Raw genomic sequence first — 16,475 nt, forward strand, 5'->3', positions numbered from 1 at the left:
CAGCTAACCCTACTCTGACGCCGCCGCGCCGCCGGCATCATCAAAGCTCTTTTCCAACTTCGAGCGGAACCGGTTGAGTGGTACCCGCAGAACCGCACGGCCTTTGTCGTCTTGTTCAGGAAGCCTGCCGCCCCGGATATTGACTTGCAAGGCGTATAGCATCCGGTCTGGCAGCGGCAGGGTTGCATCGCGCGCATTGCGGGTGGCGATAAATTCCTCGCGGGTGATACCGTCCCTGACATGAATATTGGCGCATTTATGTTCCGCCACAGTCGCCATGCAGGCCTCTGTGCGGCCTCCCTTGCCGTAGTCATGGCCCACGAAAATGCGGGTATCATCGGGATTGGCGAGGATGGCCTGAAGCGTGTCCCACATCTCCTCCGAAGACCCGCCCGGAAAATCGCAACGCGATGTGCCGCTGTCCGGCACCATGAAGGTGTCGTGCGCAAACACTGCATCCCCCATGCTGTAGGTGACAGAGGCCAGTGTGTGCCCTGTTGAAAGCGTCACGCCGACAAGGCAATTGCCAACCGCAAAGCTGTCGCCCGCCTTGAAAAGCCGGTCCCAGTACTCCGGATGGTTTTTCAGGCCGTCATCCGCATACATGTCAGCCCAGATTTCCTGCACCCGCAGGACAAGCTCCCCAATGGCCTGCTTTGGTGCGCCGCCGAGCTGCTCCTTGATGTAACGCGCGGCTGAAAAGTGATCTGCATGGGGATGGGTGTCGAGCACCCATTCGACATCAAGACCCTCTTCCCGCACATAGGCCAGAATTTCATCGGCGCTGTGGGTCCAGGTCGCACCGGCGGCGGGGTCGAAATCCATGACCGGATCAATGATGATCGCTTTCCTGCTGTCCGGGCACCAGGCCACATATTGCCAGGAGCCGGTCGCTTTTTCGTAAAAGGCCGCGACATTCGCGCTGCCGGGATTGTTGGATGCGGGGTAAAACTGCATGAAATGTCTCCTGTCTTGCTGCGGCGCCGTCAGGCCGAAGCCTGTTTGCACGCAGTTCTGTTTTGCAGAAATCGGGCGATGAAAACCCCCGCGACAAGTGCGGCGGTAAAAAGAAAGACCTTTGGTTCGCCGCTGCCAAGTGCGGGCAGGGCGCCGCCCGGACAGAAGCCTGCGATCCCCCAGCCGATGCCAAAGATGGTTGAGCCAGCCACCAGCCGGGCGTCAATCCGGCGTGTCTCTGGCAGGCTGAATGTCTTTTCGAAGACCGGTGCATCGCGGCCAAAGACCAGTTTGTAACCGATAAAGGTGGTGACAAGCGCGCCGCCCATCACGAAAATCAGCGAAGCATCCCATGATCCGGCGACGTCGAAAAAATTCAGGACCTTGGCCGGGTTGGCCATGCCTGAAATCGAGATGCCGATCCCGAAGACCAACCCGATCAGATAGATCAGGATCAATTTCATAAGATCAGCCTCCGATCACATGGCGAATAATGAAAACGGTAAACGCAGCGCAGGTCATGAAGACCAGCGTAGCTACGACTGAGCGCGGGCTCAGCCGGGCCATGCCGCAGACGCCGTGCCCGGAGGTGCAACCGCCGCCCCAGGTGACCCCGACACCAACAAGCAGCCCGCCGACAACAAGCGCGGCGTCGGATACCGGCACCTCAATTGCGGGCATCTGGCCCGAAACCGCCCAGACGGCAACGGGTCCGGTGACCATTCCGGCCAACAGCGCCGCGCGCCAGGTAAAATCCTGCACCGATATGGGGCTGAACAGCCCGGCCAGAACGCCGGTCGCGCCCATGATACGACCGGCAAACAGCATCAGCAGGGTTGAGGCAAACCCGATCATGACCCCGCCCGCAAGCGACACCCAGGGCGTAAAACTCGTTTCGATCATGCATGGTCCTGACAGGTTTTGATGCCGATCATGGTGTAAAGCGGGCAGTGCCCAATCAACGCCGTCAGGGCAAATACAGCGGCAACGATCAACGCCAGCCAGAACAGGATGCCCGACCCCAGCCAGCTCGTCCCGAAGGCTACGCCCAAAAGGATGACGGCGATCACGAGTCGCACGCTCCGGTCGATGTTCCCCATATTGGCGGTCATGTCACACTCCATCGAAAGCCGATGCAGGCAATCTTGCACACCCCGGCGATTTCCTGTGTGACTAGGTCACCGAACCGGGCGCCATGACGACGGAAAATATACTCAGGCCTGCGCGCCCGCAGACCTTACCAGCCGCTCAAGCCCGGCCCGGCCTGTAAGACGGACCTCCCCACGGGATTGTTCGATCCAGCCGCGGCGGTGAAACTCTGACAGGGTTCTCGAAATCACCTCTCGGGCGGTCCCTAGCTCTGTCGCCAGAAAGGCATGGGTTGCATGAACGATATCGTTCTGGTCGGCCAGTTCAAGCAGCCGCGCCGCAAGACGGACATCCATGCGCTGGAATACGATATCGTCCACAAGCGTAAACAGATCCGTTATCCGCCGCGAATAGGCCGCAAAGACGAACTCCCGAAAAACGGATGATTTGGCGACAAGGCTGTCGAAGGTCGATCGTGGAATGGCAACGGCGCGCACATCGGTTTCCGCGATGCCGTCGGCAGAATAATCCTCGAAGGCCAGCATGCAGGCCGTGGTCAGCACGCAGCTTTCCCCGGCATGTACGCGGTAGAGAAAAACCTCGCGCCCGGTTTCCGATCTTTGCTGAACGCGGACCGTTCCTTCAAGCAGCAGCAGCAGGTTGTCGGCGGATTGACCCGGCGCAAAGACCTGGGTTCCGGCCGGAACCGATACGATCTTGCTTCCTGCTTCCAGTTCCGCGCGAATTCCGTCCGGCAGGCGGCTCAACCCCTTGAACTTGCTGATCCAGGATTCGCTCATGATTTTGTATTCCGGGCCGCCGACTGAACATAGTAATACGGCACGGCGAATGATGCACAGCAACCGCAGATTTCCCGGATGTTAGAGCGATTAGGTCGGAAAAGGCCAGCCTTTCTTCCGATCCGCTTCCAAAGCCCCCTGAGTTACTCCGGCTGGCAAATACCTCCGGCCCGGACCGCCCGGAGAGTTCGGACGGTGAGCACGACTATCGTGGCGACAAGCAGGGCAAGCATCGCGGCGCCTGCCAGACGGGACGCGCCGGACCCGCCAAGCGCCCCGTATCTGAACAGGGCTGTCGTCAATGCGGCCAGCGGAAAGGACAGCGCCCAGAACGACATCGCAAAGGGAAGCCGCAGCAGCGCAGGTATTTGCACAGCGACAATCGCTGCAAAGAACAGGCCGATATTGATCAGGAACTGCGCCAAAGCGTCGATCTGCCCGCCGTTGAGTTCGATCCAGGCGAGGAATGCGACAGAGGGCGGCGCGATCAGGATCACGAGTGTCGGGCGCAGTTTTTCGGGCAATGGATCGTGAAAGATCAGGCGGTTGAACACAAGCGTCAGCAGAATGATCCAGAACAACAACCCGACGGAGAAGAAATACCAACTGGCCGCGAACAGGCCAAGATGCGCCCCACCCAGCGGCACGATCACATTGGCGACTGCCGGGATGAACCAGGCAGGTGACAGAATGGCCGGGCCAAACGCGCGATGCGAAATCCAGGCCGAGACGATGACCACTGTCAGCACTGCCTGAGCAATCGCGCCGAAGCCCCATAACAGGGCCGACAGGGCAGGTATGCTGTCTTGAAGCAAAAGTGACAGCAGCAGGATTGAGATATTCGCTGCGGGAAAGAAGGACAGCCGTACGGGATGGCTCCACTCCCCGGCGATTTCTTCCGGAAAACGGAGCGATTTCAAACCATACAGGGTGAAAAGCACCACCAGCACGACTGCGCCGATCCCTGTGGTGAAGGCTGACGCCATCTCCAACCCGCCCGCACGCAGCGACAGGGCGAGCCCGAAGATACCCATTGTCACGCCGAAAAACGTGATCGGGAAATGGGCAAGACGGCTGGTGGTGATGCCTTCGGCAACCTGCATGGCACGGTTCCTTGTCGGATCAGGTTTCAGCATCATCCGCAAACGAAACCAGTTTGGCGGCATAGGTTTTCTCACCCAGCCGGTCGATCAGATCGAGTTGCAGTTCAAGCCAGGCCTTATGCCCCTCTTCATCAAGGACAATCTGTTCGAAAAGAACCCGCGTTCCGATATCGCCAAGTTCGGCGGCATGCTGCGCGGCTTCTGTATAGACCTGAATTGCTTCTTCTTCGTCTGCAAGGTCCGCGCGGAACATACCGGGCAGCGTTTCCGCCATTTGCGGCGGTTTGTCGAATTGCAGCTCGGGCACCGCCTTGAGAAACATCAGGCGTTCGAGGAAACGGTCGGAATGGCCGATCTCCTCCGCCATTTCCTCGCGCATATTCCCGGCCAGTTTCGTCAGCCCCCAATCGTCGAGCGTATGGGCGTGAAGCTGGTATTGATGCGCGGCGGTCATCTCCATGTTCACGGCGCGTTGCAGATACGCGATGATCTTTGCGTTTGTCATGGATGTCATATCCTTTCTGATCTGAAGCTACGGTTTTCCGAGGTCATCGCGTGTCCGGTTGCTGCCGATCAGCGATTCAAGCGTATAGACAAGGATCGCCATACCGATTGCGCCCACCAAGGCGATGCAGGACAAAACGGTGACGTCGATCGGCCCGCCGATATCCGACAGGCGGGATTTCGTCATCGCCATCACGAACCAGACCGCCAGAACCGCGCCGACAGGCATGGAAAGCTGGGCAAACAGGAATTTTCTCCAGCTGACCGCCCGGTCGCGGATCAGAACGTAAAGATAGGCCAGCGTCACCAAGCTGGCCCCGACGACCATTGCCCAGAAGAGCCCACGGCCAAATATCTCTTCAAAAACCGCGATCAGGGTTTCAAATGTCAGGTCTTGCATATTCTGCCCTCCTCAGGCCCGGCCGCGCAGCATGGCGTTATAGGTGGCTTTCAGCGCCACCTCTTTCATCAGCCAACTGATCCAGAGTTCCTCCAGCGGTGCGATGACGCCGGGAAAGGAGGGCACGAGATTATCATGATAGTCGAACTCCACGAGCATGGCGCGACCGATACGGGTGATGAGCGGGCAGGAGGTGTAGCCGTCATAGGTCAACGTGCCGTCGCGTCCCTGAATGGCGGCGACAAGGTGGTCTTCGACGACCGGCACCTGCCATTTGACCGATGCGGCGGTCTTGCCCTTCGGCACACCGGCAACGTCGCCCAGGGCGAAAACCTCGGGGTAGCGAAGATGTCGCAGGGTCTGCATATCCGCTTCGACCCAACCCTGATCGGTCCAGCGATCCGCCCAGGCGAGGCCCGATTGGGGAACAAATTCCGGCGCCCGCTGCGGCGGAACGATATGGATATAGTCGTAATCCATATCTTCCTGCCCGGTCTCTGTGGCGAAAATGGCGCGTTTCGCCCCGGCGTCGATCCCGATCAGACTCCGGTTCATCAAAGTGTCGATGCCGCGATCGTTGAACAGCATCCGAACCTTCTCGGCCACGATGGGAACGCCAAACAGCGAAGATTGCGGCGCGGCATAGATCATGTTCGTTTGCGCCGCGTTACCCGCCCGGCGGGCAATGTCGTCGATCAGGAACGTATGTTTGAGCGGCGCGCCGGCGCATTTCATTTCGGTTGCGGGCCGGGTAAAAATCCCGGTGCCGCCCTCTTCGGCAAAGCGGCCCGCTGCGTTCCATGTGCGCGCAGCATAGTCGGGTCCTGCATAAAGCGCGCCGATCCCGTTCTCACCCACCATATCGAGGCTGAAGCCATCGATAGCCCCATGATCCAGAACCAGCCCCGGTGCGACGACCAGCCAGTCATAGCCCAGCGTTTGCCCGTTATCGGTCGAAACGGTCCTGGCCTCCGGGTCCACGGCTGTCACGCTTTCACGCAGCCAGGTGACACCCTCCGGCAGCCATTGCGACGTCTTCGACACCACGTAGCCCGAAGGTTTCAGACCCGCTGCCACCAGCGTCAGACCAGGCTGATAAAGATGGTCCTGCCGGGGGTCGATCACCGTGATCTTTGCACCGTCAAGGCGGCGCATCAGCCGGTTCGTTAGGGCGGTGCCAGCGGCACCCGCCCCGATGATGACGATCCGTGCCGATGTCCGGATCGGGGTGGTACTGGTCGCGTCCTCCGCCACGACCAGTGTCGCTGACATGCTACCCGCCATTGCTGCGGTCAGGAATTGCCTTCTGTCCATTCTCTTCCTCCTCCTCCGGCAGGCTCTGCCGGGGGTGCCTTATTTGCTGGCGCCTGCACCGACAGGCGCATCGGTCTCATCCGCGAGTTCTCGGTCGCGCCGGATTTCCAGCCACATTGCGTTCATGACCGCGAAAATCGCCGCGAGCGGAAGGCCAAGCAGCCAGGCGAAATACCACATGATCTGAGTTCCTTTTTTCTTAGTAGGCGGTGTCGGAGTTCTCGGTGACATCGGCCTCGGTGACCTTGCCCCAGAGCACTTTGTAGACCCAGGCGGTGTAGGCGAGGATCAGCGGCATGAAGATCACCGTGCAGATCAGCATGATGAAAAGCGTCTGATGCGATGACGATGAATCCCAGACGGTCAGCGAACTGTTCGGGTCGGCAGATGACGGCAGGATGAAGGGGAACATCGTCAAACCGACGGAAGAAATGATGCCGGTAATCCCCAGTTTCGACCAGAGCAGCGTTGAAACCTCGCGCCCGGCGGTCAGACCACGCAGAGCCATTGCGATACCTGCGAAGCCCATCACCGGCGCGATCACGATCCACGGGCGCGCGCCATAGGCTGATAACCAGGATCCGCCACGGCTCACCTCGGAATACAGGGGGTTTGATGGCCCGTCAGTGACAACCTCCCCTGCCAGCACAAAGCCATCGACCCCGAAGGCCAGCCAGAGGCCCGCCAGAGCATAGCCGCCCATTGCCACAAGGCCCGCGACAACGCCGATATGCCGCGCCCGGACTGCGACGGCACCCTCAGCCTTGAGGTTCAGCCAGGCCGCGCCATGCATCAGCAGCATTGAGAAAGACACGACGCCCGCCAGAAGCGCGAAGGGGTGCAACAATCCAATGAACTTCATCAGGAAATTGCCGTCATAGCGTGGCATCAGCATGTCGGTCAGGTAGAACGGCACGCCCAGAAGGACATTGCCCACAGCCACCCCGAAAAGCAGTGCCGGAACGGCGCCGCCTGCGAACAACGCCCAATCCCATCGGCTCCGCCATGCCGTGCCTTCGCGTTTGGAGCGGTACTTGAAGGCCACGGGCCGCACGATAAACGCCGCAAGCAGGACGAACATCGCCAGATAGAACCCTGAGAAACTGACCGCATAAAGCGGCGGCCAAGCAGCAAAGATCGCGCCGCCGCCAAGGACGAACCAGACCTGATTTCCTTCCCAGACGGGGCCGACCGTGTTGATGGCCACCCGCCGCTCCACGTTGGTTTTTGCGACGAAGGGCAGAAGCGCGCCGACGCCCATGTCAAACCCGTCGGTCAGGGCAAAGCCGATCAGCAGAACGCCCAGAAGCCCCCACCAGATCACGCGCAGAATCTCGTAGTCGATCAATTCATAGAGGATCATCGGTCTTACTCCGCTGGGGTTGCAGTTTTGTCGACGGGGGCAAAGGGTCCCTGCCCATCATGGGTGCGCAGGCGATGTGTGTGACGGGCCTCCCAGGCCTCCGTCTCGGCCACATCCTGGAACGGACCCTTGCGGATGTATTTCAGCATCAGGCCCATCTCGACCACGAACAGGACCGAGTAGAACAGCATGAAGCCCGCCAGCGTGATCAGAAGATCCTGAATGCTCAGATGGCTGACAGACAGGGCCGTGGGCAGGACGCCGTCGACGGTCCAGGGCTGGCGGCCATATTCCGCAACGAACCACCCCATTTCTGCCGCGATCCACGGTGTCGGGATCGCCACGACGGCGGCCCATAACGCCCATCCCGGATAGGTCTGCCCCCTGAAGGATGAGCGATAGACGAAATATGCCATCACGCCGATGAATGCGAAGCCAAGGCCGACCATGATCCGGAAGGACCAGAACAACGGCCAGACGGTCGGGACGGTATCACCGGCGGCCCGGGAAATCTGTTCGGGTGTCGCATCGCGCGGATCGTCCACATAGCGCAAAAGAAGATACGCAAATCCAAGATCGGCGGAATGTTCTTCGAAACGCGCCCGTATCTCTGGCGGTGTGGCGGCGCGCTGTTCCCGGATGGTCTGAAGCGCGTCATAGGCGATGATACCGCTGTCGATGCGCGCCTGCGCCTCTGCGGTCAGATCGCTTATTCCCGGCATTTCCCGTGTCAGCGAACGCGTTCCGATCAGCCCCATGACCCAGGGGATTTCCACGGCATAATGTGTTTCGCGCGCCGCCTGATCGGGAAACCCGATCAGCGTAAAAGGTGCGGGGGCGTCGTGGGTCTCCCACATGGCCTCGATCGCGGCCAGTTTCATACGCTGGGTGTGGCTTGCGGAATAGCCGGATTCGTCGCCAAGGACGACCACGGAGAGTGCCGAGGCAAGGCCGAATGATGCGGCGATGGTGACCGACCGGCGCGCCAGTTCCACATGGCGGTTCTTCAGCAGATACCAGGCGGAAACCCCCAGAACGAAGACTGCTGCCGTGACATAGCCCGCCGAAACTGTATGCACGAACTTCGCCTGTGCCACCTCATTGAAGAGAACTTCGGAAAAGGAGGTCATTTCCATGCGCATGGTTTCGGGGTTGAATTCCGCACCGACCGGGTTCTGCATCCAGCCATTCGCGATCAGGATCCAGAGCGCCGAGAAATTCGAACCAAGCGCGACAAGCCACGCCACGACCAGATGCTGAACCTTGCTGAGCCTGTCCCAGCCGAAAAAGAACAGCCCGACGAAGGTGGCCTCAAGGAAGAAAGCCATCAGCCCTTCAATGGCCAGCGGCGCCCCGAAGATGTCGCCCACATAATGGCTGTAATAGCTCCAGTTCATCCCGAACTGGAATTCCATGGTGATCCCGGTGGCGACGCCGATGGCAAAATTGATCCCGAACAACATGCCCCAGAATTTGGTCATCTGCCGCCAGACCGGACGGCCGGTCATGACATAGACGGTCTCCATGATCGCCACGATGACCGACAAGCCCAGCGTCAGCGGGACAAACAAAAAGTGATACATAGCCGTCATCGCGAATTGCAGGCGCGATAGCTCGACAATATCCAGTTCCATACGAAACTCTCCTGACAGGCGCCCGGCCTCTGTTCTGATGTGTGCGGGCGCGAAGGCAGCGTTGGATCTGCCTGTCATCAAGTCCGATTCCGGCGTCCCAACACTTCGGGCGGCAAGATAGATCGGCCTAAGGGAAAGCTTTGGTGACTTCGTCACCAATATCGGGGATCAACCGGATATTTTTCCGAACATCAGGTGATCTGTTCCGTGTTGCCGGGCCATAACGATCAGAGTTTTCGGTAAGGCGCGCCGAACCCGCCTCGTCGCGTGCTATGGCACAATGCTTGAAAATGATGGGTGAAAGGCCAATGCAAAATCGGCCTTGGGGCCTGCCTTGCCCATTTAAATAGAAACACCTGTCAAATTTGTCGGGTCAATGCCTGATGCCCGCGGCAATGATCCGGCCTGACTGTGCATGACGAGGTGTTTTCCGGCCCCTTTTTGGGGGCCGGATTAGGTCTCTATCTCATTCCGCGGGAACGAATTGACTGGCGGGGAGCCTGCCAAAATGGCGCCGGTTCAGCATGAACAGCAAAAGGATCATCGCGATCTGGCTGGCAATCGCCAGCGAGGTCAGCGCCCAGTAGACAGCGCCGAATTGGTCAATCAGCCCGGCACCTACCAAGCCCTTGTTAACCCAAAAATGCAGCATGACACTGACGGCAACACCGGGACAAACCAGCGCGTAGGAGCCAGCGGAGCTTTGCCCCTTGCGCAAGTAGGTCCCGGCATAGCTCTGCCGCTTAAGAACTGACAGGCCAAGCGCCACGAATGCCAACTGAACCGCAAGGATCGTTGTGGTCAGCTGCAGGTTGTCCGCAAGGCCGGAATGGGCGTCAAAGCTGGTATGCAGCCCATGTTCCTGCCGCGTGGTCATGATCCCCAGAACCGTCAGGATCGGAACGACAACCATCAGCGTGGGCGCGCTTTCCCGTGAAATTCCATAGCGCAACATTGGGCCGACCGCGACGATTGCCGCGATCAGCGCGTAAAGGCCCGCAATCGTGCCGAGTGCTATCGACAACACCAGCGAAACGCCCACGGTCGCCGGAACGGTACTCATCGCCGCCGGAGCCGAGAGACCCACAGCGATCATGGCCAGTGCAAAAGCAGGCAGAAGCTGGGCAAAAGAGTTTTTCGCAGCAAGATCAAAGGCGCCGCCATTGCTGAGCACCCGGACGAGAAAACGGCCGATGCGGCGAAACGCCAGCCAGGCGATCAGCGTGAATGCGATCATTGCCAACGGGAAAAGATACTCAACGACGCTCCATAGTCCGGGCACAAAGACAAGGGCCAGAATGAACCCGGCATTCACCGTCATCGCCAGCGCCAGCGGCATTGCCAGAAGCTGGGTTTCGCCGTTGGAAACGGCCAATTTCGCAAAGGCCTCCGTTCTCCGGAATTCCGCAAAACGGGCCAGGTTCCAGATCAACAGCTTGATATTCAGGAACGCAAAGCCGGCAATTCCGACGATGGCAACGGTGATGGTGGCCTTTAACGGCAGCGGGCCGCCTGAAAAGGCGGCTGCGATGTCCTCGAATACCGGAACAGGCTGGCCGGGATGCGGTATCCAGAACATCAGAAACATGAAGAAGGAAACGGCAAGCCCGCCCGCTCCGAGCGACGCGAGAAAATATTGCGGGGACCAGTTGTCAGCAGGTCGATGATTGGCTGTTGTCATGGCAGTTCTCCATCGATGATGGATATTGATGCCACGCCATTGCGCCGGGCGACGGTGACATGGTCACCAAACAAGGGGCGGAGCCGTAGGGTCGGGATGCACGACTGGTCATAGAGCCGGCCCGGCCACGGAATCCCAGACTTGGCTGTTGTTACGCCGCAAAGCGACCGGGTGCAGCTATCTTCGCCTTCGTTCGTCGATCTTAGTGTCAGCAAGCGGGGCTGTACGAAGCTTCTGCGAGTTTTGGGGATAGTGGCCAGATTGCGCGCAGCCATTCGACTGGAGGTCTGTGAAGCCCGGTCGAAATGCTGCCTCACTGAAGAATTGCCGCCTCGGCGGATTGCCACGCAGCATCGTGAGTTTCCGGCGACTCAGGAAATGCCCGGTCATGTTTGGTTAGGCTGACCTGGTCTAGATCGGAAAGGTTCACTGCCCGGTCATCCATTATCCCATCATGGATGGCAACATTGAGAAAGGCATCGTCGGTAAATCAACCCTTCGTCTCAGGTTGATGTAGGAATGCTAGGGCAGAGGTGAACTGTTAAGTTCACCTCTGCCACGGACCTTAACCTCGCATCGCAAATCGCTTTGGCCGGTATCAGAAGCGGGTTTCCAGCCTCATCCCGATTTCGCGACGATCTCCGACAGAGGCAAAGGCTCCGGGGCCGTATTCATAGGTGTAGTATTCCTTGTCGAACAGATTGGTTGCGTAGGCTGTCAGCTTCGCATTGTCCCAGCCATACCCTGCTGCGAGATCGACGGTTCCGAAACCGCTCAACTCGACAGGCTGCGGGACACCGGTTTCCAGCCGCGAGAGCGAACTGCTCTGCATTCGCAGATTGCCGTTTGCGAACCATCCGGTATCTCCGCCCCAGGCGAAGCCAAGCGCCAGATTGCGCGACGGCGCGCCGGGAAAATCGAGGCCGGTGAAATCGTCATTGCCGACGCGGAAATCCTTGAACTCGGTCTGCAGCAGACCCAGCGAGGCGGTGATGTCCAGCATATCGGTTGCCGCGTAAGCAAGCTCGACCTCGGCACCATAGGATTTGGACTCGCCCGCATTGGCAATGATTGCCGACGCCGAACTGTTCGGGTCCTGACGCAGTTCGACCTGCTGATCGTCCCAGCTCTGGTGGAAGATATTCGCCCCGACCCGCAGCCGGTCATCCATGAAGCGGCCACGCCATGCCAGTTCGATATTGCCGGTTCGCTCGGCGTCATATTCATATTCCGACCCGTCAGAGGCGCGAATGCCCGCTCCACCCGGGCGATAACCTTCCTGATAGATCAGGGTCACCGACTGATTTGCGCCGAAATCATAGCCGACGCCGATCTTCGGAATGAAAACCGTATCGCTGAAATCATTGCTGATATCCGACACAAGCGCGCCATTGTCATAGACCACGCCGGACTGTTCCTGCTCGAACTTATCGAGACGTCCGCCAGCAATCACCCGAAGACCCGACGCAAAGCGATATTCCGCCTCGCCGAAAAGCGCGTAATTGGTCAGCTTCGCCTCGTTTTCGGTCTGCGCGAAGCTCAGCAGGGTCTGGTTGCGGAACGCATCCTGAGTTTCGCGCGCCGCATAGCCGCCAGCGACCCAGCGAAGCGCGCCGTCATCGTAATTCAGCCGGATTTCCTGACTGTAAAGCTTGTCCGTGAACGCGCCCTCGGTCGTCAGGGATTCGTTCTTCATGCCGAAATTGATCGAATTGCGGGTGATGGTGGATTCTGTCCAGCCGGTTTGTGCGGTCAACCGCAGAACATCGCTGAAGTCATGGGTAAGCTCGATGCCGAAATTATTGACGTAGCCCTCGCGCACTTCCTGAAAGACCGGCAGCGTGGTCAATCCGAAACCGCGATAATAATCCGGCAGGATATCGCCCCAGATATCGCCGCGCCGCGCATCATAGGATGGCGCGCCGGTCGACCAGTAGGGGCCAGCGATGTCATTCTGCGTCTGTCCGTCGAAGCTGCGCGAATAGCTGACGATGACCTGCGTGTTATTATCCTGTGTCGGCAGCCACAGCAGCTTGCCACCCAGCGTCCAGTAATCATCCGTGACATAGTCGTCATAGCTGTCGAAGGCGCGGTAGGACGGATAATTCAGATCGCTGTCCTTCTCGGACCATTCGCCCCGCACGCGGTAGGCAAGGCGGTCGCCGATCGCATCGCCGAAGGCCAGACCGATCTGCTTGTGGTTGTCGGAGCCATAGGTCACCTGCGCCGCGCCGGACCGGGCAAATTCCGGGTCTTTCGTGCGCAGATAGACCGCGCCCGCCAGCGCCGCGCGTCCGGAAAGGGTGGATTGCGGACCGCGGTAGACTTCCAGCTGTTCGGTGTCGAACGTGCCGCGCACGCCGCGCCTTGTGCCCTGAACCGTCTGCTGCACACCGTCGACATAGAACGACGCCAGCGGCGCACCCAGCCCGCCCGGCGTCAATCCTTCGGAATTCACGCCGCGCAGCACGAAGCCGGTATCGGTCCAGTCACCCGTGCTGACATTGGCCATGTTGCGGAAAGCATCGGTCACGGTCTGCGTCGTCGGCCGCTCCAGCTGCCTTGCATCGGCGATGGCAACGCTTGAATTGCTGTCCTCCGCAACCGTGGTCGTCCGGTCGCCATAGATCACGATGGTGTCGAGTAGAATAGGCTCTCCTACCTGCGCATGGGCCTGTCCGATTGCGAGCGCGGACACAGTTCCGAGAATGATCGTAAGGCGAAGTTTGCGGTCCAAATTAAGCTCTCCTGTCTGAAATAGCGTCTCGCTCCGGCGGAGTGACAGATTCCTGACAAAAATACATGGAATTAGCTTCAGGTAATCCCCCTTTCGGAAATGCGGGGTCAAAGAAGCACTTGTTGTTGCGAAAATCACATAGCCATGCGGGGCGTTTGCGTCTGACGCGGTACACATAAGGGTGCGCCGCTTTCGGGGTCCGTGATGACGGTGACGGAGACGCCGAACACCTCCAGCACCGATGCGGAGGTCATCACCTCCTCGGGCCGGCCCTCACCTTGAAGCCTGCCATCGCGCAGCAGGACAAGCCGATCTGCATATCGCGAGGCCTGATTGAGGTCGTGCAGAACGGCGATCACCGTATTGCCACGTTCCTCGACAAGGCGCCGCAGCAATTCCAGCAACTCGATCTGATGGGCGAGGTCGAGATAGGTCGTCGGCTCATCCAGCAGCAGGACTTCGCCCTGCTGGGCGAGTGTCATTGCAATCCATGCGCGCTGTCGCTGTCCGCCGGACAGGCTGTCCAGCCGACGGTCCCGCAAATGCGCAACTGAGGTCAGGTTCAGCGCGTCTTCGACGGCGGCGCTATCCTCTTCCCGCCAGCCGCCGAACAGGGGGCGATGTGGGTAGCGGCCCTGACGAACGAGGTCGCAGACGGTCATCCCTTCCGGTGCCTGTGCGCCCTGAGCCAGATATCCGATGCGCCGCGCGATGGCTTTCGGCGAAAGCCGTGCCAGTTCCGTCCCGTCCAGCAAGACCGTGCCGCTTTCCAGCCGTTGAAGCCCTGCCAGACTGCGCAGAATGGTGGATTTGCCCGAACCGTTCGGCCCCAGAAGCGCCGTGAACTGCCCGCGCGGAATCCCTAGGCTCAGGGAATCCACGACCGGCTTGCCCCCATAGCCGATACGGACATCCCGCAATTCAAGGGGATAGGCGGGATCAGTCATGCCGTCGCCTCCAGAGAAGATAGCCAAAGAACGGGGCGCCAAGCAAAGCGGTGAACAGCCCGACCGGCAGTTGAATGGGTGGCATGATCCGCCTTGCGGCAAGATCAGCACTCAGCACCAGAAGCGCGCCGATCAGGGCCGATGCCGGTATGAGCCGCCGATGCGGATGCCCGACCAGACGTCGTGCGATATGCGGCGCGGCAAGGCCGACAAAGGCTATCAGACCTGCCGCCGCAACCGCCGCACCCGACAGCAAGGCGCAGATCAGCACGGCCAGCCCTCGCACCGTGTCGACGCGCTGGCCCAGACCTTGCGCGACGGTGTCCCCGAAGGCGATCAGATCCAACTCTCGCGCCAGCAGCCATGCCGCCAGCAGACCGGGCAGGGCCCATATCGCCAGCATCTGCACCCGTTCCCAGCGGCTGTCCTGCAGACTGCCCGCCAGCCAGATCATCGCGCGCTGCACCGCTGCCGCGTCGCCAAAGGTTGAAATGAAGCTGGCCGCCGCCCCGGCCATTGCAGACAGCCCGACCCCGATCAGGATGATCCGCATCGAGCTTGCCCCGTCCCGCCAGGACAGCAGGTAGATCGCCACAGCCATGCCGAGCGCCCCGGCAAAGGTCAGCCAGGGCAGCAGACTTTCGGGCAAAGCCCGGATCTGGACGATGACCAGAACCGCCGCGAGTGCCGCACCTGCGTTGATGCCCAGCAATCCCGGCTCTGCCAGCGGGTTCCGCATCACCGCCTGACAGACCGCGCCCGCCGTACCGAGTGCCGCCCCGACGAGCGTGGCCATCACGGCGCGTGGCAGCCGTAGCCCGGTGACGATCATTTGCGGCGCGGGCAGGGCCTCTCCGCGCAAGGCCGCCAGCACATCGGTCAGCGGCACCGGCTGATTGCCCAGCATCAGGGCCAGCAGAAAGATCGCCGAGGTCATAAGGATCAGGCTTGCCCAGACGACCTTCATGCGGCGGCTCCGCTTCGGCGGCGTGCCAGCCAGATAAAGAAGGGCGCACCGATCAGCGCCATCGTGATGCCCAGCGGCACATCCACGCCCAATGCCGCGCGTGGCAGCGTATCCCCGATCAATGCCAGCCCGGCGCCACCAAGCGCGGCGAATGGCAGGATCAGGCGGTAATCCGGCCCGACGCTCAGCCGCACGATATGGGGAACGACCAGTCCGACAAAACCAAGCGGCCCGGCGATGGCCACCGATCCACCGGCCAGCCCGACGACCAGAACCGCCGACAGGATACGCCACATTGCCGGGTTTTGACCAAGCGCCTGCGAGGTCTCCGCCCCAAGGCTCAGCGCGGTGAACTGCTCCCGCAACAGCAGGGCGGCGATCAGCGCAGCCATGAGCCACGGCAGGACCGGAAGGATTTGCGACATCTGCCGGTTCCGCAGGCTGCCCGCCGTCCAAAGCCGCACCACATCCATCGTCTGGGCATCAAGGATCAGCACCGACATGGTCAGCGCGCCCAGAAATGTTGCGACCACGACGCCCGCCAGCACCAGTTTCAGCGGCGTGGCGCCGCTCCGACCCGCGGCGCCGAGGGTGTAGACGGCGACGGCGGCAAGTGCCGCCCCCAGAAACGCCGCCCACATCAGCTGTCCGCCCCCGCTGATCCCGATGAGCGAGATCGCCAGCACCACGGCAAAGCTCGCCCCGGCATTGACACCCAGCAAGCCCGGTTCGGCCAGTGGATTGCCGGTGACGGCCTGCATGATTGCGCCCGCGACAGCGAGCGCCGCACCTGCCGAGATCGCCGCGATGACGCGCGGCAGGCGAACGGTTCGGATGACGATGTCAGCGCGCTCGTCCGCAGGCGATAAAAGCGCCTGCATCGCCCGGTGCAGCGAGATATCGGACGACCCGACGGTGAGCGCCCAAAGCGCCAGCACCACCAGCGCAAACAGCGACAGTGCAGTCAAAGCAGCGTATC

General features: G+C 60.4%; 17 protein-coding genes. All 17 read right to left on the reverse strand.

Annotation, left to right across the window (positions count from 1 at the left end; translation table 11 throughout):
* Positions 1–9: 9 nt before the first annotated feature.
* The 17 genes from PAF12_RS03545 to PAF12_RS03625 all read right to left on the reverse strand — a co-directional run bounded on the left by PAF12_RS03545 (position 10) and on the right by PAF12_RS03625 (position 16,464).
* Positions 10–957 (reverse strand): MBL fold metallo-hydrolase, encoded by a 948-nt coding sequence (locus PAF12_RS03545; RefSeq protein ID WP_271108628.1) that lies wholly within the window; start codon positions 955–957, stop codon positions 10–12.
* Positions 958–986: 29 nt separating this feature from the next.
* Positions 987–1,421 carry a DUF6691 family protein gene (locus tag PAF12_RS03550; protein ID WP_271108629.1) on the reverse strand — a complete coding sequence of 145 codons (435 nt, stop codon included), beginning with the start codon at positions 1,419–1,421 and terminating at the stop codon, positions 987–989.
* A 4-nt stretch (positions 1,422–1,425) separates the two neighbouring features.
* Positions 1,426–1,860 (reverse strand): YeeE/YedE family protein, encoded by a 435-nt coding sequence (locus PAF12_RS03555; protein WP_271108630.1) that lies wholly within the window; start codon positions 1,858–1,860, stop codon positions 1,426–1,428.
* Complete coding sequence (locus PAF12_RS03560) at positions 1,857–2,069, reverse strand: DUF2892 domain-containing protein (RefSeq protein WP_271108631.1); 213 nt, start codon at positions 2,067–2,069, stop codon at positions 1,857–1,859. Before PAF12_RS03560 ends, PAF12_RS03555 begins: the two co-directional genes overlap by 4 nt.
* 102 nt (positions 2,070–2,171) lie before the next feature.
* Positions 2,172–2,846 (reverse strand): Crp/Fnr family transcriptional regulator, encoded by a 675-nt coding sequence (locus tag PAF12_RS03565; protein WP_271108632.1) that lies wholly within the window; start codon positions 2,844–2,846, stop codon positions 2,172–2,174.
* A gap of 143 nt (positions 2,847–2,989) precedes the next feature.
* The gene (locus PAF12_RS03570) at positions 2,990–3,949 is read right to left on the reverse strand and encodes an SLAC1 anion channel family protein (protein ID WP_271108633.1); all 960 of its coding nucleotides are present in this window, start codon (positions 3,947–3,949) and stop codon (positions 2,990–2,992) included.
* A 19-nt stretch (positions 3,950–3,968) separates the two neighbouring features.
* Entirely contained in the window at positions 3,969–4,454 is a 486-nt protein-coding gene (locus tag PAF12_RS03575; RefSeq protein WP_271108634.1) for a bacterioferritin, read from the reverse strand.
* A gap of 27 nt (positions 4,455–4,481) precedes the next feature.
* Complete coding sequence (locus tag PAF12_RS03580; RefSeq protein WP_271108635.1) at positions 4,482–4,853, reverse strand: DUF5368 domain-containing protein; 372 nt, start codon at positions 4,851–4,853, stop codon at positions 4,482–4,484.
* Between the two features lie 12 nt (positions 4,854–4,865).
* Complete coding sequence (locus PAF12_RS03585; protein ID WP_271108636.1) at positions 4,866–6,167, reverse strand: NAD(P)/FAD-dependent oxidoreductase; 1,302 nt, start codon at positions 6,165–6,167, stop codon at positions 4,866–4,868.
* A gap of 39 nt (positions 6,168–6,206) precedes the next feature.
* On the reverse strand, positions 6,207–6,347 hold the full coding sequence (cydX, locus tag PAF12_RS03590; RefSeq protein ID WP_271108637.1) for a cytochrome bd-I oxidase subunit CydX: 141 nt from the start codon (positions 6,345–6,347) through the stop codon (positions 6,207–6,209).
* 19 nt (positions 6,348–6,366) lie between these two features.
* Positions 6,367–7,530 carry a cytochrome d ubiquinol oxidase subunit II gene (gene cydB, locus PAF12_RS03595; protein WP_271108638.1) on the reverse strand — a complete coding sequence of 388 codons (1,164 nt, stop codon included), beginning with the start codon at positions 7,528–7,530 and terminating at the stop codon, positions 6,367–6,369.
* A 5-nt stretch (positions 7,531–7,535) separates the two neighbouring features.
* Positions 7,536–9,164, reverse strand: coding sequence for a cytochrome ubiquinol oxidase subunit I (locus PAF12_RS03600; protein WP_271108639.1), 1,629 nt, complete (start codon positions 9,162–9,164; stop codon positions 7,536–7,538).
* Between the two features lie 466 nt (positions 9,165–9,630).
* On the reverse strand, positions 9,631–10,845 hold the full coding sequence (locus PAF12_RS03605; RefSeq protein WP_271108640.1) for a hypothetical protein: 1,215 nt from the start codon (positions 10,843–10,845) through the stop codon (positions 9,631–9,633).
* A gap of 598 nt (positions 10,846–11,443) precedes the next feature.
* Positions 11,444–13,582 carry a TonB-dependent receptor gene (locus tag PAF12_RS03610; RefSeq protein ID WP_271108641.1) on the reverse strand — a complete coding sequence of 713 codons (2,139 nt, stop codon included), beginning with the start codon at positions 13,580–13,582 and terminating at the stop codon, positions 11,444–11,446.
* Between the two features lie 134 nt (positions 13,583–13,716).
* Complete coding sequence (locus PAF12_RS03615) at positions 13,717–14,529, reverse strand: ABC transporter ATP-binding protein (RefSeq protein ID WP_271108642.1); 813 nt, start codon at positions 14,527–14,529, stop codon at positions 13,717–13,719.
* On the reverse strand, positions 14,522–15,496 hold the full coding sequence (locus tag PAF12_RS03620) for an iron ABC transporter permease (protein WP_271108643.1): 975 nt from the start codon (positions 15,494–15,496) through the stop codon (positions 14,522–14,524). The genes PAF12_RS03615 and PAF12_RS03620 overlap by 8 nt, the downstream gene beginning before the upstream one ends.
* Positions 15,493–16,464: an iron ABC transporter permease gene (locus PAF12_RS03625; protein WP_271108644.1), complete on the reverse strand. Its 972-nt coding sequence runs from the start codon at positions 16,462–16,464 to the stop codon at positions 15,493–15,495. Before PAF12_RS03625 ends, PAF12_RS03620 begins: the two co-directional genes overlap by 4 nt.
* Positions 16,465–16,475: the final 11 nt, after the last annotated feature.

Source organism: Paracoccus sp. SCSIO 75233 (assembly GCF_027912675.1).
GTDB lineage: Bacteria > Pseudomonadota > Alphaproteobacteria > Rhodobacterales > Rhodobacteraceae > Paracoccus.